The organism is Streptomyces sp. NBC_01445, from assembly GCF_035918235.1.
Taxonomy (GTDB): Bacteria; Actinomycetota; Actinomycetes; order Streptomycetales; family Streptomycetaceae; genus Streptomyces.
The window spans coordinates 9784176-9807696 of sequence record NZ_CP109485.1 but is presented as its reverse complement, the minus strand read 5'-3'; the positions used below and the strand labels follow the sequence as shown (position 1 = coordinate 9807696).

General features: G+C 69.0%; 21 protein-coding genes and 4 pseudogenes. 13 read left to right on the top strand and 12 right to left on the bottom strand.

Annotated elements, in window-relative coordinates:
• Positions 1 to 22 precede the first annotated feature (22 nt).
• The 5 genes and pseudogenes from OG574_RS44910 to OG574_RS44890 form a co-directional block, all read left to right on the top strand.
• Entirely contained in the window at positions 23 to 1330 is a 1308-nt protein-coding gene (locus OG574_RS44910) for an MFS transporter (protein WP_326777961.1), read from the top strand.
• A 31-nt stretch (positions 1331 to 1361) separates the two neighbouring features.
• The gene (gene otnI / locus OG574_RS44905) at positions 1362 to 2156 is read left to right on the top strand and encodes a 2-oxo-tetronate isomerase (RefSeq protein WP_326777960.1); all 795 of its coding nucleotides are present in this window, start codon (positions 1362 to 1364) and stop codon (positions 2154 to 2156) included.
• Complete coding sequence (denD, locus tag OG574_RS44900; protein ID WP_326777959.1) at positions 2153 to 3184, top strand: D-erythronate dehydrogenase; 1032 nt, start codon at positions 2153 to 2155, stop codon at positions 3182 to 3184. The genes otnI and denD overlap by 4 nt, the downstream gene beginning before the upstream one ends.
• Positions 3185 to 3189: 5 nt before the next feature.
• On the top strand, positions 3190 to 3951 hold the full coding sequence (locus OG574_RS44895; protein WP_326777958.1) for a FadR/GntR family transcriptional regulator: 762 nt from the start codon (positions 3190 to 3192) through the stop codon (positions 3949 to 3951).
• A gap of 35 nt (positions 3952 to 3986) precedes the next feature.
• A pseudogene (locus OG574_RS44890) lies at positions 3987 to 4258 on the top strand (transposase); the annotation flags it as partial.
• Here OG574_RS44890 and OG574_RS44885 read toward each other — a convergent pair.
• Positions 4250 to 4810 (bottom strand): hypothetical protein, encoded by a 561-nt coding sequence (locus OG574_RS44885; protein ID WP_326777957.1) that lies wholly within the window; start codon positions 4808 to 4810, stop codon positions 4250 to 4252. The pseudogene OG574_RS44890 and the gene OG574_RS44885 sit on opposite strands and share 9 nt — an antisense overlap.
• A gap of 782 nt (positions 4811 to 5592) precedes the next feature.
• Here OG574_RS44885 and OG574_RS44880 point away from each other — a divergent pair.
• Positions 5593 to 6573, top strand: a complete 981-nt coding sequence (locus OG574_RS44880) for an SDR family NAD(P)-dependent oxidoreductase (protein WP_326777956.1) — start codon at positions 5593 to 5595, stop codon at positions 6571 to 6573.
• Positions 6574 to 6716: 143 nt separating this feature from the next.
• On the opposite strand, the gene OG574_RS44875 is transcribed toward OG574_RS44880, so the two are convergent.
• Positions 6717 to 7235, bottom strand: coding sequence for a winged helix-turn-helix transcriptional regulator (locus OG574_RS44875; RefSeq protein WP_326777955.1), 519 nt, complete (start codon positions 7233 to 7235; stop codon positions 6717 to 6719).
• Positions 7236 to 7344: 109 nt separating this feature from the next.
• On the opposite strand from OG574_RS44875, the gene OG574_RS44870 reads away from it, so the two are divergent.
• Entirely contained in the window at positions 7345 to 8130 is a 786-nt protein-coding gene (locus OG574_RS44870) for an SDR family oxidoreductase (protein WP_326777954.1), read from the top strand.
• Between the two features lie 26 nt (positions 8131 to 8156).
• Positions 8157 to 8519, top strand: a complete 363-nt coding sequence (locus OG574_RS44865) for a nuclear transport factor 2 family protein (protein ID WP_326777953.1) — start codon at positions 8157 to 8159, stop codon at positions 8517 to 8519.
• A 59-nt stretch (positions 8520 to 8578) separates the two neighbouring features.
• Here OG574_RS44865 and OG574_RS44860 read toward each other — a convergent pair.
• Positions 8579 to 9767: pseudogene (locus OG574_RS44860) on the bottom strand (RNA-guided endonuclease InsQ/TnpB family protein); the annotation flags it as partial.
• A gap of 417 nt (positions 9768 to 10184) precedes the next feature.
• On the opposite strand from OG574_RS44860, the pseudogene OG574_RS44855 reads away from it, so the two are divergent.
• Positions 10185 to 10307: pseudogene (locus tag OG574_RS44855) on the top strand (nuclear transport factor 2 family protein); the annotation flags it as partial.
• Positions 10308 to 10315: 8 nt separating this feature from the next.
• On the opposite strand, the pseudogene OG574_RS44850 reads toward OG574_RS44855, so the two are convergent.
• The 6 genes and pseudogenes from OG574_RS44850 to OG574_RS44825 form a co-directional block, all read right to left on the bottom strand.
• Positions 10316 to 11074: pseudogene (locus OG574_RS44850) on the bottom strand (transposase); the annotation flags it as partial.
• An 88-nt stretch (positions 11075 to 11162) separates the two neighbouring features.
• Complete coding sequence (locus OG574_RS44845) at positions 11163 to 11714, bottom strand: GNAT family N-acetyltransferase (RefSeq protein WP_326777952.1); 552 nt, start codon at positions 11712 to 11714, stop codon at positions 11163 to 11165.
• A 765-nt stretch (positions 11715 to 12479) separates the two neighbouring features.
• Positions 12480 to 12701, bottom strand: a complete 222-nt coding sequence (locus tag OG574_RS44840) for a helix-turn-helix domain-containing protein (protein ID WP_100595344.1) — start codon at positions 12699 to 12701, stop codon at positions 12480 to 12482.
• Positions 12701 to 13192, bottom strand: a complete 492-nt coding sequence (locus OG574_RS44835; protein WP_326777951.1) for a DUF2975 domain-containing protein — start codon at positions 13190 to 13192, stop codon at positions 12701 to 12703. The genes OG574_RS44840 and OG574_RS44835 overlap by 1 nt, the downstream gene beginning before the upstream one ends.
• 554 nt (positions 13193 to 13746) lie before the next feature.
• The gene (locus OG574_RS44830; protein ID WP_326777950.1) at positions 13747 to 14154 is read right to left on the bottom strand and encodes a hypothetical protein; all 408 of its coding nucleotides are present in this window, start codon (positions 14152 to 14154) and stop codon (positions 13747 to 13749) included.
• Positions 14155 to 14324: 170 nt separating this feature from the next.
• Complete coding sequence (locus tag OG574_RS44825; RefSeq protein ID WP_326777949.1) at positions 14325 to 14717, bottom strand: hypothetical protein; 393 nt, start codon at positions 14715 to 14717, stop codon at positions 14325 to 14327.
• On the opposite strand from OG574_RS44825, the gene OG574_RS44820 reads away from it, so the two are divergent.
• The 3 genes from OG574_RS44820 to OG574_RS44810 all read left to right on the top strand — a co-directional run bounded on the left by OG574_RS44820 (position 14695) and on the right by OG574_RS44810 (position 16933).
• Positions 14695 to 14904 (top strand): ferredoxin, encoded by a 210-nt coding sequence (locus OG574_RS44820; protein ID WP_100595393.1) that lies wholly within the window; start codon positions 14695 to 14697, stop codon positions 14902 to 14904. The two genes, OG574_RS44825 and OG574_RS44820, sit on opposite strands and share 23 nt — an antisense overlap.
• Positions 14894 to 16261, top strand: coding sequence for an NAD(P)/FAD-dependent oxidoreductase (locus OG574_RS44815; protein WP_326777948.1), 1368 nt, complete (start codon positions 14894 to 14896; stop codon positions 16259 to 16261). Before OG574_RS44820 ends, OG574_RS44815 begins: the two co-directional genes overlap by 11 nt.
• 207 nt (positions 16262 to 16468) lie before the next feature.
• Entirely contained in the window at positions 16469 to 16933 is a 465-nt protein-coding gene (locus tag OG574_RS44810) for a hypothetical protein (protein ID WP_326777947.1), read from the top strand.
• Between the two features lie 375 nt (positions 16934 to 17308).
• Here OG574_RS44810 and OG574_RS44805 read toward each other — a convergent pair whose 3' ends face one another.
• The 3 genes from OG574_RS44805 to OG574_RS44795 form a co-directional block, all read right to left on the bottom strand.
• Positions 17309 to 18361 (bottom strand): type III polyketide synthase, encoded by a 1053-nt coding sequence (locus OG574_RS44805; RefSeq protein ID WP_326777946.1) that lies wholly within the window; start codon positions 18359 to 18361, stop codon positions 17309 to 17311.
• A 431-nt stretch (positions 18362 to 18792) separates the two neighbouring features.
• Positions 18793 to 19998: a cytochrome P450 gene (locus tag OG574_RS44800; protein ID WP_326777945.1), complete on the bottom strand. Its 1206-nt coding sequence runs from the start codon at positions 19996 to 19998 to the stop codon at positions 18793 to 18795.
• Positions 19999 to 20273: 275 nt separating this feature from the next.
• Positions 20274 to 21734 (bottom strand): FG-GAP repeat protein, encoded by a 1461-nt coding sequence (locus OG574_RS44795; protein WP_326777944.1) that lies wholly within the window; start codon positions 21732 to 21734, stop codon positions 20274 to 20276.
• A 279-nt stretch (positions 21735 to 22013) separates the two neighbouring features.
• Between OG574_RS44795 and OG574_RS44790 the strand changes: the two genes are divergently transcribed.
• Positions 22014 to 23186: an RNA-guided endonuclease InsQ/TnpB family protein gene (locus OG574_RS44790; protein WP_326777943.1), complete on the top strand. Its 1173-nt coding sequence runs from the start codon at positions 22014 to 22016 to the stop codon at positions 23184 to 23186.
• Positions 23187 to 23521 lie beyond the last annotated feature (335 nt).

The following is a 23521-nucleotide window of genomic DNA, read 5'->3' as shown; positions in this document are numbered from 1 at the left end:
GCCGCACAAGGAAGTGCCCCTCATGCCTACGACCGTCCCCACGGCCGAAAGCCCCGAACTGACCCGCGAGAACGCCGTGTTCCGCAAGGTCATCCGGCGCATCGTCCCCTTCCTGATTCTCTGCTACGTCGTCTCGTACCTGGACCGGGTCAACGTCGGCTTCGCCAAGCTGCAGATGTCCGAGGACCTCGGCTTCAGCGAGGCCGCGTACGGCCTCGGCGCCGGCCTGTTCTTCATCGGCTACTTCCTGTTCGAAGTCCCCTCGAACCTGATGCTGCAGAAGGTCGGTGCCCGCACCTGGATCGCCCGGATCATGATCAGCTGGGGCGTGGTCTCGGCGCTGTTCGTCTTCGTCAACAACGAGGCGACGTTCTACGTGCTCCGGTTCCTGCTCGGCGCCGCCGAGGCCGGGTTCTACCCGGGCGTGATCCTCTACTGCACGTACTGGTTCCCGTCCGCGCGGCGGGCCCGAGTGATCGCGCTGTTCATGTCGGCCATCCCCGTGGCGGGCATCTTCGGCAACCCGCTCTCGGGCTGGATCATGGACGTCTTCGAGGGCACCGGCGGCTGGAACGGCTGGCAGTGGCTGTTCCTCATCGAGGCGCTGCCCGCCATCGCGGTGGGCGTGATGACGCTGTTCTACCTGGACAACAGTGTGCGCGACGCGAAGTGGCTGAGCGACGACGAGAAGAGCACGATCGAGCGCGCGCTCACCGAGGACACCAAGCACCAGAGTGAGCACGGCAAGACGTGGGACGCGTTCCGCGACCCCAAGGTGTGGCTGATGTGCCTCATCTACTTCTTCTTCGTGATGGGCCAGTACGCGCTCACGTTCTGGATGCCGACCTTCGTCGAGTCCACCGGCATCGAGGGCGGCTTCGCGATCGGCGCGCTCAGCGCCGTGCCGTACCTGGCCGCGCTCGTCGCGATGAACCTCTTCGGCCGCTCCGCCGACAAGCGGCGCGAGCGCCGCTGGCACCTGGTCATCCCGAGCCTGATGGGCGCCGTCGGCTTCTCGCTGGCCGCGAGCTGGACCGGGTCGACCGCCCTGTCCCTGGTCGCGCTGTCGATCGCCGCCGCGGGCGTGCTGACCTGCGCGCCGCTGTTCTGGTCGCTGCCGACCGCCTTCCTCAGCGGCACCGCGGCCGCAGCCGGGCTCGCCGTCATCAACTCGGTGGGCAACCTGGCCGGCTTCGTCAGCCCGTACATGATCGGCTCGCTCAAGGACGCCACCGATTCGACGGCGGTCCCGATGTACGTCCTGGCGCTGGGCCTGGTCATCGGCGCCGTAGCCGTCCTCGCGACCAAGAAGAGCGTCGTCAACCGCTGACCGAGCCTGCCTCACACCTTACGGAGCCACCATGCCGAGGTTCGCCGCGAACCTGTCCACCCTGTATCCCGAGCACGACTTCCCCGACCGCTTCGCCGCGGCCGCGGCGGACGGCTTCGAAGCCGTCGAGTACCTCTTCCCGTACGCGTACGAGGCGACCGACCTGCGGCGCCGTCTCGACGAGCACGGCCTGCGGCAGGTGCTGTTCAACGCGCCGCCCGGGGACTGGGACGCCGGTGAGCGCGGGATCGCGGCGCTGCCCGGACGCGAGATGGAGGTGCGCGACGGCGTCGAGCGGGCGTTGGAGTACGCCGCCGCGCTCGACTGCCCGCGCGTGCACATGATGGCGGGCCTGGTACCGCAGAGCGCCGACCCGGCGCCGTACCGCGCGACGTACCTGTCGAACCTCGCGTACGCCGCCGAGCAGGCCGCGACCGTCGGCGTCGACATCCTGATCGAGCCGATCAACGGCCGCGACATGCCGGGCTACTTCCTCAGCCGGCAGGCCGACGCCCACGCCGTCGTGCAGGAGGTGGGAGCCCCCAACCTGAAGGTCCAGCTCGACCTGTACCACTGCCAGATCGTCGAGGGCGACCTGACCGCCACACTCCGCCGCGACCTGCCCACCGGCCGCGTCGCCCACCTTCAGATCGCGGGCGTGCCCGACCGTCACGAGCCCGATGCCGGAGAACTGAATCTCCGTCATCTCATGTCCGTCGTCGACGAGTTGGGCTTCGACGGCTGGATCGGCTGCGAGTACTTCCCCAAGGCCGGCACGAGCGAGGGTCTCGGCTGGCGACACACCTTCCAAGGAGACAACGCATGAGGATCGTCATCACGGGTGGCTTCGGCTTCCTGGGCCGCCAGGTGGCCGAGGCCCTGCTGGAGCAGGGCACGTTCGAGGGCGCTCCCATCACCCGCCTCGTCCTCGCCGACCTCTTCGTACCGCAGGAGTCGCCACTGGCCGCCGACCCGCTCGTGGACGTGGTCCAGGGCGACCTGACCGAGCGCCTCGGCGACCTGTTCGCCCAGCCCGTGGACGTGGTCATCCACCTCGCTGCCGCGGTCTCCGCCGAGTGCGAGGTCGACTTCGACCTCGGCATGGGCGCCAACCTGGACACGACCCGCGCCCTCCTTCAGGCGGCGCGCGCCCAGTCGGCCGCAGGTCTTCAGAAGGTACGGGTGGTCTTCGCGAGCAGCGTCGCCATCTACGGCTCGGACGCCGCGCTGGCGCTGCCGGAGGTCGTCAGCGAGTCGACGCTGCCCACGCCGCAGTCCAGCTACGGCGTCCAGAAGCGGATCTGCGAGCAGTTGATAGCCGAGTACACCCGCCGTGGCTTCCTCGACGGCCGCGTCACCCGCCTGATGACGGTCTCGGTGCGGCCCGGCAAGCCGAACGCAGCAGCCTCCGGTTTCCTGTCCGGCATCATCCGCGAGCCGCTGGCCGGCCTCGAGGCGATCTGCCCGGTCAGCCCGGACCTGCGGGTCGCCCTCGCCTCCCCCCGCCGCACGGTCGAGGGCATTCTGCGCGTGGCCCAGGCCGAGCGCGGCGAGGGCCCCGGGCAGTTGTCCGGCGGCCTCCCGGTCAACCTCCCGGCCCTCACGGTCACGGTCGCCGAGATCCTCGACACGCTGCGTCAGGTCGCCGGGGACGCCGTCGCCGACCTGGTGAAGGTCGCGCCGGACCCGGCCGTCGAGGCCATCGTCGGCTCCTGGCCGGCCGTCTTCGACAACACCCGCGCGGCCCGGCTCGGCCTTGAGCCCGACGCGGACTTCGCGGCGGTGGTCCACCAGTACGTCGCCGACCACGCGCAGGCCGTCACCGCCGCGGCCAAGCCCACGCCGATAGACTGACGACCATGTTTACCAAGGTGGACGGGCCCGTCCGGCTCGCGGACCGCGTAGCCGCGATGCTCGCGGACGAGATCGAGTCCGGGCGGCTGACCACGGGCGACAAACTGCCGACCGAGGTGGAGCTGGTCAAGCAGCTCGGCGTCAGCCGCACCGTGATCCGCGAGGCCGTGTCCCGGCTGGCCAACGCGGGCCTGGTCGAACCGCGCCAGGGGCGGGGCGTCTTCGTCCTGCCCCGGCGCACCCGGCCACTCGACCTCGAGGCCGACACCACCAGCACCACCGACACCAAGGCCAAGGTGCTGCAGATCGTCGAGGTCCGCCGCGCCATGGAGGGCGAGGCGGCCGAGCTCGCCGCCACCCGCGCCACCGCCGCCGACCACGCCCGGATGCGAAAGGCCCTCGCCGCGATCGACGCGGCGGTCGCGGCCGGCGGCGACGGCGCCGACGAGGACCTGGCCTTCCACCGCTCCATCGCGGAGTCGACCGGCAATGCGGTCCTGGTATCCACCGTCCGCTACCTCGGCGAGGTCTCCCGCAGCGGCATCCGCGTCACCCGCGCCAACGAGGCCCGCAGGGGCGACTTCTTCGACGCGGTCCGCGACGAGCACCACGCCATCCTGGCCGCCATCGAGCAGGGCGACGCCAAAGCGGCCCGCACGGCCGCCCGCCGCCACCTCGAACACGCGGCGGCCCGGCTCCAGAAGGCGGGCCCCGAGTTCTGGAACACGGCGCAGGACCTGGGCGTGGAGCTCGACGCGGCTCCGTAATTCCCTTGGGGCCCGGCCCATTGACGTCGCCACCTCTCGCTCAGGCGACCCGGAGTTCGGGCTCGTCGCTCCGCGGTGAACAGCCGTCCCGGCGGGGAAACGAGCAGCTCAAACGGGCTTTCCTCCTCTCCGCGTTCGCCGCCCTGGGCGACCCGGCCTGCGGGCCCACTACGACAGGAAGATCGCCCAGGGCAAGCACCGCACCCAGGCCCTGCTCTGCCTCGCCAGGTGCCGGGCATCCGACGTCCTCTTCGCGATGCTCCGTGACGGAGCCTGCCGCGAACCCCAACCCGCCAGGTCAGGCTGAACCGCCGAGAGCCCGCCTTGCTTCAGTCCACAGCCGCTCGAACTCCTCCGCGGAGATCTCGGCCGCCTCGGGCTGGTCCTGCCAGCCGTCCATGGGACCTTCGGCGAGGACGCCGTACCGCTGTTCATAGCGGCCCATCGCCGTGGACCCGAGGACGTGCTGTGCGGAGGGTGCCGCATGCCGAGCAGTCGGCGGATCGTGACGGGAGCGGTCGGTCACGTTCTCGTGCGCGAGGTGCGCGATCGTCTCGCCGTCGCGTACGGCCAGATGGACGGCTTCCGCGAACTCGCGGGAGGGTTGCCGCAGTTGGGCCCGGGCGGCCGGGAACGGGTCGCAGCTGCCGGGAGCTGCCCGCGTGTGCGGAGCGTGCCCGGGGGTGTGGTATGTGGTGCTGCGTGAGAGGCCGGGCCTGACGGCGATCGGAGGCCGGGTCCAACTCCCGCTCGGTGGCGAGCAGTTCGAGAAGGTTGAGCCTGCGTTCCGGTGGTCCGCGCTGGTGCCGTTCGTCGCTCGTTTCCACTGCGTTGCGTCGCGTCTCGATGGGCGGGACACGGCACCGACTGGGGCTGGGCGCCCCCGTGTCGGCCAAGGTGGTGGGTCGGGATGGCGGGATGACGATCTGGTTCCGAACCTACTGCGAGGACGGAGACCTGTGGCTGTATTTCGAGGCCGATGACGAGGGCTGGGCAGCGTAAAGCGATCTGGTCCGCACTGCCGCGCGACGCGGCGCGCTCTCTCACGCGCCGATCCGACCTCTGACCGCATGCGCCGATCCAAAGCCCGGGCACGAGATCCAAAAACCCTGACGGCCCCGCGGCGCGCACCACGCCCCTCCTCGCTCCGGCCATTACCGACACGAATCGCCACCCCGCTTGCGATCCGGAACGATGCTCCGTATTCTAAATGGAGCGATGTTCCGTTTCCATTTCAGTCGGAGCCTGACGCGTCCAACCGCCTCCCACGCCCGCCATACCCATGACCCAGCGGCACAGGCCCCGAAGGGAAAGGCACAGGATGAGCGCATCCATGTCCTTCACCGGCACGGCCGACCTGTCCGCCCCCCCGTACTCTCCTGCAGCCCCGTGGTGCACTTCGCACTCGGACGCACTCTGCGCCGCCTGCCTGCTCACCGGTTCCACCGCGACCACAACGCCTGACAGGCGGCGCAGGACGAACTGACCTGCGGCCCCACGCCATCACACGCGCCAAAGCCAAGTGAGCCGGCAGGCGCCGAGCGAGCCGTCCGCCGACAACCACCGGGTCCCGCAGTCGACACACAGCGAGCCCATCGACCGTCACACACCACCAGACGACGAAGGAACAGAGGACGTCTCATGGCACACAAGCAGCATCCCATCGGGTCGGGATTCACCGCAGCGTCGACGGCCGAAGGGGTCGCCGCCGGTATCGACCTGACCGGCAAGAACGTGATCATCACCGGCGGCCATGCCGGTCTCGGCCACGAGGCCACCCGCGTACTGGTCAACGCCGGCGCATCCGTGACTGTGGGCTCACGCAATCCGCGGCGTGCACGGGAAGCGCTGGCAGACATCGAGGGCGTCGAGGTCAGCCGCCTCGACCTGATGGACCCGGCCTCGATCGACGCGTTCGCCGAACGCCGGCTCGACACCCACCGCCCGCTCCACATCCTCATCAACTGCGCGGGCCTGCCGGCTCCCGCGCAACGCGAACTGGATGCGCGCGGCTACGAGGCGCAGTTCGCGACCAACCATCTGGGCCACTTCCAGCTGACGCTTCGCCTGCTGCCCACGCTGCGCGCCACGCACGGCGCCCGCGTCGTCAACGTGACCTCCGGAGCCCAGCGGTTCTCCGACATCCGGTGGGACGACCTGCACTTCGCCCACGGCTACGAGCCCACCGCGGCCTACGCCCAGTCCAAGACCGCCAACGTGCTCTTCACCGTCGAGCTGGACCGCCGATGGGCCAAGGACGGGATCCGCGGCTACGCCACCCACCCGGGCGTAGTGGTCGGCACGAGCCTCAACAGCTCGGCGGGCCAGGAGGGTTTGCGGGCCATGGGGCTCATCGACGAGGCCGGTCAGCCGATCATCGACCCCGAGGCGGGAAAGAAGACCCTGCAGCAAGGTGCTGCCACCATTGTCTTCGCGGCGACCAGTCCCCTGCTGGCCGACATCGGCGGTGTCTACCTCAAGGACAGCGACATCTCACGGCTCGACGACGAGCCCAAGCCCCTCACCGCGGACAGCATCCCGTCCGAAGTCGTGTCCCACTCCATCGACCCGAAGTCCGCCCGGCGGCTCTGGGAGCTGAGCGAGCACATGCTCACCGCCTGATGCCGAACTCCATGGCGCGCGAGGGCGGTTCCGGTCGAACGGGGTGCCGGTCCGGGTGATCTTGACCGGGTGGATTCACGAAAGCGTGCGCAGAGCGGCGACGGCCTTGCGGGCGGCCTGGAGGAAAGCCCCCTTTCGCAGTGCTAAGTGGCGGGAGTGATGTCGGCTGGACCCGTCGGTCGGTTCGTGTAGCGGTCGCGCATGGCGTCGCTGGCCGCGGGGCCTGCCGTGAAGACGTACGCGTCGCTGTCGTCGAGCCGGCGGCCGGTTCCGGCGTCGACGACCACGGGCTCGACCGGCTGTCCGCTGCCGGCGTCGACGAGGATCATGCTGCGCTCCTCCGGTGCGAGGCGGGAGTTGCCCCACGCGGCCAGGGCGACGATCACGGGACGCAGGGACCGCCCCAGGGGAGTCAGTACGTACTCGTGGCGGACGGGGTTGGTCTGATAGGGCCGGCGCTCCAGCAGCCCGTCCGTGACGAGGGTCTTCAGGCGGGTGGCGAGCATGCTGGAGGAGATGCCCAGGTTCTCCTGGAACTGGTCGAAGCGGGTGTAGCCGTCGAAGGCGTCATGGAGGAGTAGCAGCGTCCACCATTCGCCGACGTGCTGCACCGTCGTAGACAGCGGGCACTCCCGGTCCTCCAGCCTGATCCGGCTCGCCATCGCCGCACTCTCCCCAGTAGGTGCTAAAGTCGAAGTTACTAGCTTCTATTTTAGCACTAACACGTGGGCGGCGGTGCTCGCCCGACCGCCCCCGGGAACGGAAGCCATCGTGACCACAACGCCCAGCGAATCCCTCGAAGGACGGCGCGCTCTCGTCACCGGCGGCACGAAGGGCACCGGAGCAGCCATCGCCCGTCGGCTCTCGCAGGCGGGGGCGACGGTCCTCGTCACCGCCCGCAGCCGCCCCGCCGACGTAGAGGAAAAGACGTTCATCGCCGCCGACCTGTCCAGCCCGGACGGTGCAGGCCACGTCGTCGCCGAGGTGGAGGCCCGGGTGGGCGGCGTCGACATCCTGGTCCACACACTCGGCGGCTCCCAGGCGCCCGCCGGAGGCTTCACGATGCTCGGCGAGGACGACTGGGCCCGGGAGCTCAACACCAATCTGCTGGCCGCCGTCCGCCTGGACCGCGGCCTCCTGCCCGGCATGATCACGGCCGGCAAGGGCGCGGTCGTCCACGTCACCTCGATCCAGCGCCGCATGCCCCTGTGGAACGGCACCCTGGGCTACGCCGCCGCCAAGGCCGCGCTGACCACCTACAGCAAGGGCCTGGCCAACGAGGTCGCCCCCCACGGGGTGCGCGTCAACACCGTCTCACCGGGATTCATCCAGACCACCGCCGCCGACAACCTGGTCACCCGGATCGCCGCGGAAGCCGGGATCACCCAGGGAGCGGCGCTGGACCGGCTCATGGACTCCCTCGGCGGCATCCCCCTCGGCCGCCCCAACCGGCCCGAGGAAGTCGCCGAACTCGTCGCCTTCCTCGTCTCCGACCGCGCCTCGTCCATCGTCGGCACCGAACACGTCATCGACGGCGGCACCACCCCTACCGTCTGAACCCGCCACCACTCCGAGGACCCGCCATGCACGACAACCAGACCCACACGGCGCCCGCCCCCGACGCCCTGCCCGAGACGATCACCCGCTACCTCAACGCCCACCGGGCCCACGACACCGCCACCGCCCTCTCCTCCTTCACCCCCGACGCCACCGTCACCGACGACGGCACCACCTACCGGGGCACCGAGGCGATCGAGCAGTGGCTGAGCCGGTCCGCCACCGAGTTCACCTACACCATCGAGCTCACCGGCACGCAGAAGACCGACGCCACCCACTACACCGCCACGCACCACCTCGAAGGCGACTTCCCCGGTGGCACCGTCGACCTGCGCTACGCATTCACCCTCCGCGACCACCTCATCGAACGCCTCCTCATCGCACCCTGACCCGACAGTTGAAACCTCCCCCAGCTAAGGGGGATTCCTAGCTCACGTCGCCTGATCCCTGGCGGGGATACAGGTCTTACACGATCAGCACTAGCCGGGACAGAGACCAGCCCGGACGAGCATCACACGGGCTGAGTTTTTGTCCCGAGGTCGGGACACTCCGCACGTGGTGCACGTATACGTTCGTTCCCAGAGAGGCAGCGCGTGCTTGGTTCTCGCTCCGCAGTCTGCGCAGTCCATCGTGGTGTGCGCCGGGTGCACCAGGTGCACGGACCGGCCGTGCTTACGGCCCATCTCGACCAGGGCTGTCTTGGTCGCGCCGATCGCCGCGTCAGCGGCCTTGTTGGCCATGGTGGACTTCGCGAGGAACTTCGGCCGGAAGTCCTCCACGGCCAGGGTGTCATGGTCGCGGACGACTTTCTTGGCCCACTTGCGGGCGGTGTCCTGACGCTGCCGGGCCACCTTCTTGTGCAGCTTCGCCGTCTGCCGCTTCGCCTCGCGGTAGCCCTTCGATCCGGCGTGTCCACGCTTCGGCTTACGCCGGGACATCATCCGCTGATAGTGCGCCAAGCGCTGGGCGGCGTTCTTCCCGTGCTGCGGGTGGGCAAGGTCGTGGTCGTCGCTGGTGGTGGTCGCGGTCTCCTTCACACCCCAGTCGATCCCGATCACCCGGCCGGTTCCCGGCAGCGTCTCGGTCATGCTCGCCACGACGAACGACGCGTACCAAGCTCCGGTGCTGTCGCGGTAGACGCGGACGCTGGAGGGTGGCTTAGGGAGGGCACGCGACCACACGACCGTCACGGCGATGCCGCCTGCCAAGTGCAGGCGGCCGTCCTTGAGCCGAAAACCCCGCTGGGTGTAGTTCAACGACAAGTCGTCCTGGTGCTTCTTCTTGTACTTGGGCATCCCGGCCCGCTGCCGCATCGGCACAGCGGCCTTGATGTCCTTCAGCGCCTTCGCCCGCGACTTCGCGAAATCGCGTATCAACTGCTGCTGAACAACGCTGGAGCCTTCGCGCAGCCAGCCCATACAGGTACGCGCCTGGGTCAGCATCTTGTCCAGCCGGGCCGGACCGCACTTCTCGTTCTCGGCGTGCGCCCTCTTCGAGCGAGCGCAGCACTCATTCCACACCCACCGGCACCGCGCCCATTCCGCTTCGAGGGCGCCCGATGCGGTGGACGACACACGAAGGCGGAAGGTGTATCGGGCATGCCCCACACCTGCCGTCTCCTGCGCCGCGGTCGTCATGAACAGCAACCTATCCGGGAGGACTGACAATTGAGAGCTCAGATCCAAAATGGGCTGCCACACCACCACGGCGGGTGCACGCCGATCCGCCCTGCCGGCGAATCGGCTTCTCCTGCCCCGCTCCGCAGGACTCCGATTCCTCCCCGGCCTGAAGGCCGGGGCACCCTCGGAGGAATCCGGTGAAGTCGGGCGACCGCGCACATGCGGCGCACGGCCGCCGGCCGCCGCCACAGCGGGAAGTGACCACGACGGCCATCCTGCGGTTTCCCACCAACGCGACGAACAGTGGCCCCGCTGCCAGAACACCGTGCGAGCAGTGCCTGAGCACCTCCTGACGGGTGAACCCCGTTCTCAGAAGGCGGCGAGCGGGTTGACGGGAACTCCAGTCAGCCCGTGGATACATGGCGCCGCGATCGTAAGCAGCAAGTTCTTGCCACCGGTGAGACTGCGGTCGTGCTCACACAGGCCCGTGCTCAGACTCGCACGACCGGCCGTGAACTCAGCTTCCCGATTCTGCAAGCGCTCGCGGTCAAGGACGGGTGGCGAGGGGTGACCCAGCGGCTCCAGGACAGGTAGCGGTGGACCTGGTGGTTCATCGAGCCTGGCCAGGCCCTTCTCGGCCTGGAAGGTTTCCTCCACCCGCCACCGGGAGCCGGCCGCCCTGACCAGGCTGCACTGCGGGACCGGCACGGTGGAATGGCAGCGGTAGCAGGCGAGTTCGCCGGTGGTGTGGTTGCGTCTGATCAGCAACTGACCGTGTCCCGGCGCAGGGTCGGCCAGGTCGATGACGGCCCCGTTGTAGTAGCGGTGGTCCTTCCCGTCCGGTCAGGTCGACAGCTTCTGCCAGGCCCGCCTGGGCGGCTTCGCGGCCAGCGCGTCCGCGCGAAACGTCCCTGCCCTGGTGGTGACTTCGGCCGAGCAGGCCACCGCAAGCACGTAGCCCAGGCCGCGTTCTTCCACGGCCGCCCGCAGTTTCGGGTTGTCGCCGGAGACCTCGTCGCCGGTCACCCGGCCGATGCGGTGTCTGGCGTCCAGGTGTGGGTGCCCTTCGTCACGTTGCCGGTCTCGTCCACAACGGGCACCGTCGCCTCGTCGTAGAGATGTCTGACGACGTACTCGCGCACGGCGTCGACATCCCATGTGACCCGGCACAGCAGGTTCTGCATGCCGTGCGAGGTCGTCTCACCGGCCCACTCCGCAATCGTCCAGCAGTTCTTGCGCGGCAGGTCCGACAGCAGCCCCAGCACCAAGTCCCTCGCCCGGCGCCGGAGCTCCACCTGCGAGAGCCGGCCCGCCATCCCGCCCATCAGAACCTCGAGCGCCTCCTGCCACCAGGCAGGGTCTGCGTTGTGACCAGCGACCATCGCAAGATCGTTAGTCTTCGCATACCGATGGTCAGCGGTGGCCGCCGCCTTCCTGTGGTCGGTCCCCCAGCAAGTTCGTGCTGTACGGCTGGAGCACCAGGTCGCGCTGATACCAGGTGCCTGGCTTACCGCCGAGGTGGGCAGGGTCGGCCGGGCCGACAGGGACGAACTCGGCTTTGGTCAGCACCTTCTGGGACGCGGCGTTCTGGCGGGTTGTGGCCGCCCGCAGTGTGCGCAGCCCGTGCCGGGCCGCCGCCAGCCGGCACAGCTCCCGGACGGTCGCGGTCGCCACGCCGCGTCCGGCGACCCGCTCCGCGACCCGGTAGCCGAGTCTGGCAGCGCCGTCCTCCAAGTCGTACAGGTTGAACCTGCCGAGTACCGAGCCCTGTTCGGCGACGAGCACGTAGAAGGCGCAGATGCCGGCTTCCTGCTCAGCCAGCAAAGCGCGGTACCGGTCGGTGAACTGGTCGAAGAAGGTGTCGCCGCGGTCGGAGACCGAGGCAGCGAAGTAGGCGCGGTTCTCCAGCTCGAAAGCCAGGACCGCCGAGGCGTGGTCGGCATGCAGCCGCTTCAGCTCGGGCATTGCCCGACTTTATCGAGAGGGTGCGCCAGGGTCACCCCATTTCCGTCAGCTGCAGACGGCCCCAACACCAGGGCACATAACGCCCAGAGCAGCGGCGGCACGGTCGGCGGGGCACGAGGTCCGGCATGTCCTCCGGGTACTCGACCGCCAGCTCGCGACTCTCCTCGGCCGTGAACGCTCGGCAGCCACGCCGCGCCACCAGAGGGCGACCAGCAGCAGCCGCAGGAGCCCGGACAGACCGATCGCAACCAGCGCCGCACCTACTTCGGAGTCGGCATACAGGATCGGACGTTCCTCGCCGCCTTCACCGCAGAAGAAGTAGGTGCCACCGGCGCCGTCGCCGGCGCAACCCTCAAGCGCAGGGCCCGAGGCAAGGTGGACTCCTTCGACATGGTCGCCGCGATCCAGATCGATATCACCCGGCCTAGCGAGGAAACGGGCGGTTTCGCCCCGTTCGCGAACCTCGACGATCAACGAATTCAGCCGAGGCTTGTGCCATGCATAGTGAATGAGGGCAGCCTGACTACGGCGAAGCCCTGACTGCCCGCCCAACGGCGAACCCCCGCGCTGGAAGGACGGGGGTTTGCGGTGGGGGCGTTCGCAGGTCGGGATCGTCGACCAGGACGGTGCGGTGCAGGTCAACCGGTATCCACCCAACGCGGTCGGGACGGTGCTGCGGGTGATCGGCGATCCACGTCCATGCGGTCCACGTGCCGTGTCACGGGCCGACGGTACCAAGCGTATTCACGGCCGCCCCGGGGCACGTCATCCGCCCGCGGCGTCCTCGGCCTCCCAGCGCAGCAGGTCCCCCGGCTGGCACTTGAGCACCTCGCACAGCGCGGCGAGCGTCGCGAAGCGCACCGCCTTGGCGCGGCCGTTCTTGAGCACCGCCAGGTTGGCGGGAGTGATCCCTACGCGCTCCGCGAGCTCGCCCACGGACATCTTCCGCCTGGCCAGCATCACGTCGATGTCGACGGCGATCGCCATCAGATCACCTCGTCCAACTCGGCCTGCATCTGCGCCGCTTCGCCGTCGCGCGCGACGGCCTGGGCGAGCAGCATCCGCAGCACGAGCACGATGAGCGCGACCCCCAGGATGGCCAGGGCGATCCCGCCCATGATGAGGGTGACACCCGGGTCGTCCCGCTGGCCCGGCGCATTGAGGACCGTGACCGCGAACCACAGGAGGGCAGCCGCCACGATCGCGCCGATCACGGCGTCCACGTACCGGAAGGCGGCGTGGGAGAACACGGTTCCGCGTCGCACCATCGTCACCAGCCGCCATACGCAGACCAGGGCGACCTGGGCCGACACCATGCCCAGGATCGTGATCACGCGTAGCGGAGTCAGTGGGAGCGACCCGTCCTCCGGGTCGCTCCCACTGACCAACACCCACACCATCGATGCCTGTACGAACACGGTGCCGGTCAGTACCACCACGAGCACGGCGCGCAGCGCACGCACTGTCAGCTTTCCCACGACCCATCCTTCCATCGAGTTACGATGAGAATCTATCGACTTTCGATAGGTTAGGCAAGGGTCGGGGCGGAGGGTGGGCGGCGGCTTCGCACCGTGGCGAGGACGCCGCCGCCCCTCTAGGGATCTAGGGAATAGCGGCACTGCGGCGCTCTTGCCGACTTCGAGCGAGGGCGAAAGCCACGAACCGTAGATCGAAGGCCGCGCAGTCGAATCGGCGGGCTCACTCGTCGATGAAGTATTCGTGGTTCGTGGTGGCAGCGGATTTCGACGTCGGTCCATGCGGTGCGGTGCGCCAGCCGGGGTGCCGGCGCGGTCGGTGATGTCGGCCAGTGTTGGTTCTCGATATGCCGCCACACGCGGGCGGGGACGCCGGCGAGCCAGATCGAGGTGGCCTGGCCCAGCCGGTGCGTCGCCCTCAAAATGCCCGTCGCCCCGCCGGACGCTCCTCATCCGGTCCGGCGAGACGAACTGCGGCCCGCCGGGACCAGCGCGCACTTCGGGCGAAGCTTCCCCAGGATCAACCCCCGGCCTTCGGGCATCGCATGTTCAGCCGCTCAGGTCTGGCACTGCGCCGTGCCGGCGGTTGACCAGCCGCTCCAGGCGGCCCCGTCGGCACGGGCGTGTACGCGAATCTCGACCTTCACACCGGGCGCGCACACCCGAGTCGAGCTACCCACCTCCGTGGGCTCGACGGTCCCACCCGCCGGGACATAGGTGCGACCGCTGCCCAACTTCACCCAGTGACCACCGTCGACGACACGAAAGAACGCCTCGTAGGAGAGGTTCGCGGCCCTCGGCCCCGTGTTGCGCGCCTTGACGTGCGCCGTGATCTCCCGAGTGTAAATTCGGCCTTCCTTTCCGCGTTGGGCGCTGATGCATCCGTTGACGGCCACCCGGCCGGTCGACACACCACCGCCGCAGGCGACTGCTGCGGCCTGAGCGTTCGCCGGAATCGTCAGCATGGTGAGCGCGGCAGCGCCCAGGATTGTTCCGATACGCCTCATACGCACAACTCTGCTCCCTTCGTTGTGGATTGCCTCAGAGGAACCATTACGCGTCGAGGCGTCGAGGGCAGCGGCTCATCGACTTCTTCACTCCAACGGAAGCAGACGGTGCTCGGTACGCGATCACCTCAGGCGGTCGACTTCTCGCCCGGCTGGAGGATCAGGGTGAGGTCCAGGGACTCACCGCCGGTGGGGTCGCCGGGCATACCGGCGTACACCTTCCCGGTCGGGGCGATGACCTTCGCCTCCAGGTTGCCGGGGTCTTCGTAGGTGGCGTCGCCAGTGCTGAGGATCGTGAACTCAGCCGCGACCAGGCGCTGTCCGTCGGGTGCCGCGAAGATGTCCCGCGACGGTTTGGCGTTGTCCTCGTACTTGGTCAGCGTGACTGCGGCCTGAACGTGGCCCGGCCGATTTCCGCCCCCGGAGGGCTGGCGTGCGGGCCCCCAGGTCTGGCCCCATGCTGGAAGGAGGGGTGAGACAACCGAGGGAGTGGTGGGGATGCAGACCGTGGTGGACCTCACGCGCTGCCAGGGCTACGCACAGTGCGTCTTTCTCGCGCCGGACGTATTCGAGCTGCACGGCGAGGAGGGGCTGCTGTACGCCACGGCCGTCCCCGACGACCAGGTCGAGCGCGTGCGCCAGGCCGCGGCGGCGTGCCCGGTGCAGGCGATCCTCCTCGGGGAAGAGGTGAGCAGCGGTGCCCGGTGACCTCGAGGACGGCCGCATCGTCATCGTCGGTGCCTCGCTGGCCGGGCTCAGGGCCGCGGAGGCGCTGCGCGAGGAGGGTTTCACCGGCTCGCTGACCGTGGTCGGGGACGAGCCTCACCCGCCTTATGACCGGCCACCCCTGTCCAAGCAGGTGCTGCTCGGGCGGGCGATGGCAGACACCACCGGGCTGCCGATGCGCCGGGACCCGGACGCCGAGTGGAGGCTGGGCGTACGCGCCACCGGCGTGGACCCACTCGCGAAACAGGTGCTGCTGGATGACGGCGAGTCGCTGCCGTACGACCGGCTGCTGATCACCACCGGGACCCGCGCGCGGCCCTGGCCCAACCAGGACGAGGGCGCCCTGGACGGGGTATTCACTCTGCGCACCTGCGAGGACGGCGCAGCGCTGGCCGAGCGGCTGGCCGCCGGGCCGGAGCGCGTGCTGGTGATCGGCGGCGGCTTCACCGGCTCGGAGATCGCCTCCGCCTGCCGGGAACGGGGGCTGGAGGTCACGGTCGCCGAACGCGGCCCCGCGCCCCTGGTGGGCGCGCTCGGCGGCACCCTCGGGAAACTCGCCGCAGCCATGCAACGCAACCACGGCGTCGACCTGCGCACCGGGGTGACGGTCACCGCCCTGCACGGGAACGGCAGCTTCACCGGCGCCGACCTGTCCGACGGCAGCCGCGTCGACGCCGACGTGTGCGTCGTGGCCCTGGGCGCGATCCGCAACGTCGAGTGGCTGGCGGACTCCGGGCTCGCGGCGGGCCCGCGCGGGCTCGCCTGCGACGCCGGCTGCCGCGCCTTCAACATGTACGGGATCGTCACCGACGACGTCTTCGCGGCCGGTGACGTCTCCCGCTTCCCGCACCCGCTGTTCGGCTACCAGATGCTCTCCCTGGAGCACTGGGGCAACGCGGTCGAGCAGGCCGAGGTGGCGGCCCACAACATGGTCAATCCGGGGCCCTTGCGGCGCCCGCACCTGGCCATCCCGACGTTCTGGTCGACCCAGTTCGGACTCAACATCAAATCTGTGGGCGTGCCCACCTACTCCGACCACGTGGTCATCGCCCAGGGCTCTCTGGAGGCGCGCCGCCTGGCAATGGTCTACGGCTACCAGGGGCGGGTCACCGCCGCCGTCACCGTCGACATGGCCAAGTCACTGGACTACTACCGGCACCTGATCGAGACAGCCGCGCCGTTCCCGCCCCCACCCGGCGCGGCGGACCGCGCGATCGCGGCCGACGTACCGATCCCCTCCGATGTGCCGGATCCTTCCGTACTCTCCCACGGCCCCACCGTGGCGCTCACCGGATACCTGCCCGACCGCCGGCTGACCGTGGTGCAACCCATGCGCTGACCCGCTGCCCGTCCCATACAGCAGGCGGATGGCAGCTATACGGTCGGCTCGGCACGTACCACCAGGTCGCCGCGCTGCTGCACGATCCTCGGATGAGTGCTGATCCGCGCTCCCGCACCGCGCCTTCTCCCTACGAGGTGCACCCTGTGGTGCTCGGGGTCGTCGAGTGCCACGAAGGGCGGCGGCAGGTGGCTGCGCAACGCGGCCATGCGACCGTTCGGTCCGCCGCACAGCCCGGGCCGGGTCGCTGCCTTGCGCGGCGAGATCGTCCAGCTCACGAAGGGTCTGGCGGAAGATTTCCAGGAGGGCCGGCAGATCGATGTCGTCGCCGACTTCGATCTGCCCGCTGCCCATCACCTGATCTGCCGCCTGCTCGGCGTCCCGCCCGAGGACGAGCATCTGTTCCACGCATGGACCGCCGCGATCATCGCGGGTGCAGACATCGGGCCCGTCAGTGACACCACCGAAAGGGACCGGGCGTCCCGTCAGGCCCGGCAGGAGCTGGGCCAGTACCTGGTCGGCCTCGCCGAGCAGGTCGTGGCCGGCCCACCGGCGATATGCTCTCCGACTTCGTCAACGAACCGGACCCCGCCTTGCAGCTCACCGAAGTGGAACTGGCGTCCACCGCCGTCCTGTTGTTCCTCGCCGGACACGAGACCACGGTCAATCTGATCGCCAATGGCGTGCTCACCCTGCTGCGTCACCCCGACGAGCTGAGCCGCCTGCGCGCCGATCCCGGCCTGTTGCCACGAGCGGGGAGAGTTCCACCGGCGTGCGCTGCGGCTCGCGATCGAGCAGGGCAACCGGCCGGCGGAGCAGACGGCCGAACTCGGCCTGGCACTCGGCGCCCCGACGCGCGGGGAATCTCGACGCCGCCGAGGCGCATCTGTGAAGTCCGGTAGCCGGCGACAACGGCCGACCAGGGCACCCTCAATCTCGGTTTCCAGGGACGGCCGCGGTGCACCTGGTCGGCAGGCTGCCGACCAGGTGCACCGCGGGTCCAGCGCCTCCGTGTGCCCCTTGACTGAGGGGTCAGGCAACGATGCCCTAACTGTCCGTTGCCCAGGTGCCCAGGGCGATCTCGGCGGTGATGCCGGGACCGAAACCGGCTATCAGGCCTTGGTGGCCCTCGAGTGCCGACTGCTCGTCAAACATGCGGTCGAGGGCGTCGAGGACGACTGCGCTGGCGATGTTTCCGTACTCGGTGAGTGTGGCCCGACTGAAGCGGAACGCCTCGGGCGGTATGTCGAGGCAGCGGCTCAGGTCGTCCAGGATGCGTGGCCCTCCGGCGTGGACGATGTAGAAGTCCAGTTTGCCGACGTTCCATTGGTGCTCTTCCGCCAGCGCGCGCAACGCGGGGCTGAGGGGCTCCATCGTCTTCGGTACCCGCTTGTCGAGCTGGAAGTGGAAACCGGTCGAGCGGACGGCGTAGGAGATCCAGTCCTCGGTGTGGGGTATGAGGTACGAGCCATTGCGCTCCAGGCGCATTCCGGTGCCGCCGTTACCCCGGACGACAACGGAGGCGATGCCGTCACCGAACAGACCGTTGGAGAGCAGCGATCCCACACCGATGTCGTCCGGCTGATAGCACAGTGAGCAGAACTCGCAGGCCACGATCAGGACATTGGCGTCGGGGTATGCCGTGCAGAAGTCGTGCGCCCGGTTCACGGCCGCTCCGCCCGCAGCGCAACCGAGTTGGGCGATGGGCAGCTGTCGTGTCTGCGGTTTGAAGCCCATGGTGTTGATGAGCCACGCGGTCAGCGAGGGCATCATGAAGCCGGTGCAGGACACGTAGATGATCAAGTCGATGTCCGGGGGCTCGAGTTGAGCCTGGTCCAGTGCACGCTGAACGACCTGCGGGACGCGGGCCTTGGACTCCCTTTCGTAGATGGTGCTGCGCGCATCCAGTCCCGGATGTTTGAGGACCACATCGATGGGCTGGATCAGATGCCGCTTCTGGACCCCGGTGTTCTCGATCAGGCTCAGCGCCAGGTCGAGTTGCGGATGGTCGTGGTGCAGCCTCCGCGCGAGTTCGAGGGTTTCCTCATTGGTGATGACGTGTTCGGGTATCGCGATTGCCGGCTTGCACAGAACTGCCATGGGAGTGACTCCTTGCAGTTGGTGGCCCCGGGCGCAGCCGGGGCCGGTCCTGCGGTTCAGCGCTTGGAAGGGAGCCCCTGCTGCCCCGGGCGCTCAAAGACGGCGCGCACGTGGAATACCTGAGGGGAACACGGTCGACCGGACCGTCACAAAATGCGTCCCGGCCGGGCGGCAAGGCCTGACAGAGTCGCCGCCGCTGGAGGTGGCCAGCGCAGTCCAACGTACGCCAGATGGATCACCGCCGCACGTCGGACCGCTGCTCCCCGCAGTCGGCGTGAGCAGGGTGAAGCCGCCGTCCTGGTCGGCTGCGGACGACCGAGTGGGGCCACTGTCCCCTGGGTCCGCTCATGCTCGCGGTCGCGCCGAGCGGGGCGCGCAGTGTTACGCGCGAGAGGTGTCCCCGCTCGGTCCTGCGGTCATGTGCCGGCCTGTCACCAGGTGACGGGCAACGCGAGTGGATAGCGCCAGATCGATGTCGCGTTCCATTGCAGTTCTTCGGCGGGCTTCGCCAGCGCGAGGCGAGGGAAGCGCTCAAAGAGCGTTCCGAGGGCGATTTCGATTTCCGCGGCGGCGAGTGGTGCGCCCAGGCAGTGATGGGCGCCCCAACCGAAGGTCATGTGAGGCGGCCCGGAACGCCCCAGGTCCACCTCGTCGGGGTGGTCGAACTTACGTGGATCGCGGTTTGCGGTCAGGTAGGAGACGTGCACGATGTCGCCCGCCTGAATTTCCACCCCGCTCAGGACCACGTCTTCCATGGCCACCCGGGGGATACCGACCCCCTTGCGGAAGGGGATGAAGCGCAGCAGTTCGTTGATCGCCCCGGGCAGCAACTCGGGGCGCTCGCGCACGGTCGCGAGCAGATCGGGCCGGGTGAGCAACAGGTAGGTCAGGTTGCCGATCTCGTACGTCGTCGTATCCTGCCCTGTGATCAGCAGGACCATGGCCATGACGGCCAACTCCTCATCGTTGAGGACCTCGTCGCCGTCACGGGCCGTCGCCAGCACACTGATCAGGTCGTCACCGGGATTCTTGCGGCGCTGCGCGGTCAGTGTCGCAAAGTAGGCGCGCAACTCGGCCTTCGCCCGTACCGCGGCGTCCCGGTTTCCGACCCCGACATCCATCATCGTCCGGGCGTGGGCGCGCAGCTGTGCATGGTCCGCCTCGGGGATCTCCAGAACCTCACAGATCGTGATCAGAGGCAGTGGTCCGGCAAGGTGCTCCATGATGTCGGCGGGTGTACCGTGGCCCGCCATCTGGTCGAGCAGCTCGTCGACGACGTTCTGAGTGCGCAGCCTCATCCGCTCGATGTGAGCCGGGGCGAAGCCCTTCGACACAAGGCTGCGCAGGCGGCTGCCGGCCGGGGGGTCCATGAGATTGATCGCCTCGGACTGGACGATCGGCTCGGGTGTCATGCGCGGGAAGTCACGGCCGGCGACAGCATGACGGCTGAAACGCCGGTCGGTGGTCACCGTCCGGACGTCGTCATAACCGGTGACGAGCCATGCCGTGCCCTCGCCGAAGGGCAGCCGGATCCGGGAGACAGGTCCCTCGTTCATGAGGTGTCTGAGCACCGGATCGAACTCGAGGGCCTCGGCAAAGTCGAATGGACATTGCCGCGCGTCGGAACCGAGGGTCATGCGGACCTCCAGGTGAGTGGCATCTACTGCTGCTCTGGACCCGACAGCCGTTCCCCACCCACCGGCCGGCCACACCCGGATACACCCGCACGCACCCGGATACGCCCGCACGCACACACCAGTTCACCCACTGTCGACAGCATGCCCTCCGGAATGGCATTGAAGAACTGGCTTCGGACCGCACATCACTGGCTCGTCGACAGTGAACCGCGACCGGCGCCGGTCGACCCGCCGATGACGGCGAGCAACCGGCCTCCGGACGGGACCGGTGGACATCACTGACCGCCGAGATACCTGCCGTACGCGAGTGCGCTCGACGGGGAGGGCAGGCCCAGCTCGGCGGGCGTGAACGCGGAGGAGCCGTTGGCGCTCGCCCGGGGCAGCAGCCACACGCCGCCCGAGGCGGCGTTCTCGCCCGGAGAGCCGACTGCCACGTCCGCCCTGCCGTCGTGGTCGTAGTCGCCGGTGGCGACGGCGGCACCGAACGCGTCGGCGGCTTCCGCGACACCCGGCACGCGCGGGGTGTCCTGCTGGAACCCGATGGAGTGGCCTTCGCCCCCAGCGTCGAGGAGGCCGGTCGGGCCGCCGAACAGGAGGGTCGCGGCGCCCGCGCCCGAGCGGGTACCGATCGCCTCGCCGGGAGCGCCGGCGATCAGGTCGTCGCGACCGTCGTTGTCGACGTCGGCGACGGCAAGGGCGGCGCCGAAGTGGTCACCGGTCTCCGCGACGCCCGCCACTCCGACCGTGTCCTGGTTGAGGGTCTGCCGGCGGAACCCGAAGCTGCCGGGCGTTGCGTTTCCGTAGTGGACGTGGATGCCGCCGCCCTTGGCCAGCTCCTCGGGGCCGCACGGGTCGTCGATGTTCTCGTCGGCGATCTCACGGCACTCGCCGAGGGCCAGGTCGTCGTGGCCGTCGCCGTCGAAGTCGCCCGCGGCGAGGGCGGAGACGCCGGCGTTGTCGGTGTTCCAGGTGTTGGCCATGGCCTGCTCGGTCGCGTCCCAGGTCCACAGGCGTACGTGGGACTGGGTGAACGGGGTCTTCGTCCAGTACCCGACCGCGAGGTCCGCCGTGCCGTCCTCGGTGAAGTCGCCGGTGGCGAGGATGGGGGCGTGACCTCCCATGGGGGCGGTGACGACGGTGGTGACCATGCTGTCTTCGCCCTGGGCGACACGAGCGACGACCTTGTCCGTGCCGCCGATCACGATCTCCTTGTTGCCGTCGCCGGTCAGATCGGCCGCGGCGACCGCCAGGCCGAACGCCGCCGACGCCGACGGGCCGTTGAGGACGACGGAGCCCGGACCCGGACCGCCCCTTGCCCCGCCCACCGCGGTGACCGAGCCCGCGTCCGTGCCACGGCCGGTGACGTCCTCGCCGGGGGCGCCGACTAGGAGTTCCGCGATGCCGTCGCCGCTGGTGTCCACGAGAGCCACGGAGCCCCCGAAGCGGTCGCCCGTCTCCGGTGTCCCGGGAACCTCCGGGGTGGCCTGGCTGATGCGGATGCTGCCGTGACCGCCGATCCCCTTCGGGCCGCCCCAGACGATGTTGACGTAGCCCGCTCTCGCCTTACCGCCGACCGAGCCGTCGGGTACGCCGACAGCGAGGTCCGCATACCCGTCGCCGTTGAAGTCGCCGTCGGTCTGCGCGGGAACAGAGGCCGAGGCCGGGAAGGGCAGCCCGACAGCAGCCGCAGCGACAAGGGTGGCTGCTGTGGCGTACTTCCGTATCCGTGTGCGCACGTGGGCTCCAAGAGGTCCGAGGTGTCCGAGGTGTGGAGTTCACCTGTGGGACACCCGAAAGGCCCGCAGGGTTGTGCTGGTACGGACGCAAGTGCGGGTTCGGCGTGCGACCACGGAGTGTCGTCTTCAGCCTGGTCTTGCGAGGAGCTCAGGGCGGCGGTCACACCTGGGAGGAATCGCGTCCGGTGGGGAGAGAGCGCAGCAGGGCTGCGTCGCCCATTCGGGTGAGACCAGGGGAACGCATGGTGACTCCTCGTACGGGTGTGTACGTTCGGTGCTGTGAAGCTGGTAGTGCGGGTCAAGCTCCTGCCGACGCCCGTACAGGCGGCGGCACTTGAGGCGACCCTGCACGCCTGCAATGAGGCTGCCACCTGGACCGCCGATGTCGCCTTCACCACGAAGGCGATGAACCCCTTGGCCCTGCGCAAGCACACCTACCAGCAGATCAAGACCCGGTGGGGTCTGGGCGCTCAGGCCGCCCAGCACGCGATCAAGAAGACCTGCGACGCCTACACCACGCTGCGCGCCAACCTCCGCAACGGGAACTACGGCAAGCCCGGCTCCAAGCGGTACGACAAGGCCGCAGGCAAACCGCTCACCTTCCGCCCGGACGCGGCGCAGCCCAACGACGACCGGATGCTGTCCTGGCAGCACGAACAGCGGACGGTGTCGATCTGGACGGTGTCGGGGCGGATGAAACACGTCACGTTCACCGGCGAGGCCGGGCAGTTGGCGGTGGTGGCCGCGCACCGGCAGGGCGAGTCCGATCTGCTGTGCCAGCGCGGGCAGTGGTACCTGCTGGTGACCTGCGAGATCGCCGAGGCAGAACCGAACACCCACCCGGTGGGGTTTGTCGGGGTGGACCTGGGGATCGTGAACATCGCCACCACCTCCACCGGGAAGCGGCACAGCGGACGCCGCCTCAACCGGCGCCGCGAAGCCGACCGCACGCTGCGCTCCAAGCTGCAGAAGAAGGGCACCAAGTCCGCGAAACGACGGGCGAAGAAGCACGCGGGCAAGGAAGCCCGGCGGGCCCGCGACATCAACCACAAGATCAGCAAGCGCATCGTGGCGGAGGCTCAACGCACCGGTCGCGGAATCGCCCTGGAAGACCTGGGCGGGATTCGTGAGCGGGTCCGGCTGAGGAAGCCCCAGCGCACCACGTTGCACTCCTGGTCGTTCCACCAGCTCGGCGCCTTTATTGCCTACAAGGCGAAACGGGCCGGAGTCCCGGTGGTCCATATCGATCCGGCGTACACCAGCCGGGAATGCTCCCGCTGCCATCACATCGCCAAAGCCAATCGGCCTTCCCAGGCCGTCTTCACCTGCCGGTCGTGCGGCTTCGCTGAGCACGCCGACCGCAATGCGTCCCACAACATCAGCCACCGAGGCTGGTATGTGTGGGTCCGCGGGGCAGAGTCACATGCCCCTGCCCTCACCCTCATCGCCTGACCCGCGACACCACCAGAGTGAGAGCTGGACGCAGCCGGGACTACCGAAGCCATCGGTGAACCCGAGCAGCAAGCCCAGGACTTCAGTCCGGGTAGTTGACTGCAGCCGACTCAGCCGGTGGTCTTGACGGGTGATGTTCACCCGCTCCGGCGGACGGCGGCCGACTTCACGCCCGGCTCGGCGATGGCGCCGGCGACAACCGCCCACTCTTCGGCGATCTGCCCGCAATCCCGGACAGGGTCCTCTTTGAGAAGATCGCCAGCTGTTCCGCCTGGGAGCACCGCTAGCTGACGCAGAGGCAGATGGCGGAGATCCTGCGCAAGGCACTTCATGAC

Bases quoted from the DNA above. Each gene is read 5' to 3' on its own strand.
- OG574_RS44910 (WP_326777961.1), top strand. From the start codon at position 23: ATGCCTACGACCGTCCCCACGGCCGAAAGCCCCGAACTGACCCGCGAG.
- OG574_RS44830 (WP_326777950.1), bottom strand. From the start codon at position 14,154: ATGCTGACGATTCCGGCGAACGCTCAGGCCGCAGCAGTCGCCTGCGGC.
- OG574_RS44810 (WP_326777947.1), top strand. From the start codon at position 16,469: ATGCGACCGTTCGGTCCGCCGCACAGCCCGGGCCGGGTCGCTGCCTTG.
- OG574_RS44880 (WP_326777956.1), top strand. From the start codon at position 5,593: ATGGCACACAAGCAGCATCCCATCGGGTCGGGATTCACCGCAGCGTCG.
- OG574_RS44895 (WP_326777958.1), top strand. From the start codon at position 3,190: ATGTTTACCAAGGTGGACGGGCCCGTCCGGCTCGCGGACCGCGTAGCC.
- OG574_RS44845 (WP_326777952.1), bottom strand. From the start codon at position 11,714: ATGCCCGAGCTGAAGCGGCTGCATGCCGACCACGCCTCGGCGGTCCTG.
- OG574_RS44820 (WP_100595393.1), top strand. From the start codon at position 14,695: ATGCAGACCGTGGTGGACCTCACGCGCTGCCAGGGCTACGCACAGTGC.
- OG574_RS44865 (WP_326777953.1), top strand. From the start codon at position 8,157: ATGCACGACAACCAGACCCACACGGCGCCCGCCCCCGACGCCCTGCCC.
- OG574_RS44800 (WP_326777945.1), bottom strand. From the start codon at position 19,998: ATGACCCTCGGTTCCGACGCGCGGCAATGTCCATTCGACTTTGCCGAG.
- otnI (WP_326777960.1), top strand. From the start codon at position 1,362: ATGCCGAGGTTCGCCGCGAACCTGTCCACCCTGTATCCCGAGCACGAC.
- denD (WP_326777959.1), top strand. From the start codon at position 2,153: ATGAGGATCGTCATCACGGGTGGCTTCGGCTTCCTGGGCCGCCAGGTG.
- OG574_RS44875 (WP_326777955.1), bottom strand. From the start codon at position 7,235: ATGGCGAGCCGGATCAGGCTGGAGGACCGGGAGTGCCCGCTGTCTACG.
- OG574_RS44805 (WP_326777946.1), bottom strand. From the start codon at position 18,361: ATGGCAGTTCTGTGCAAGCCGGCAATCGCGATACCCGAACACGTCATC.
- OG574_RS44840 (WP_100595344.1), bottom strand. From the start codon at position 12,701: ATGGCGATCGCCGTCGACATCGACGTGATGCTGGCCAGGCGGAAGATG.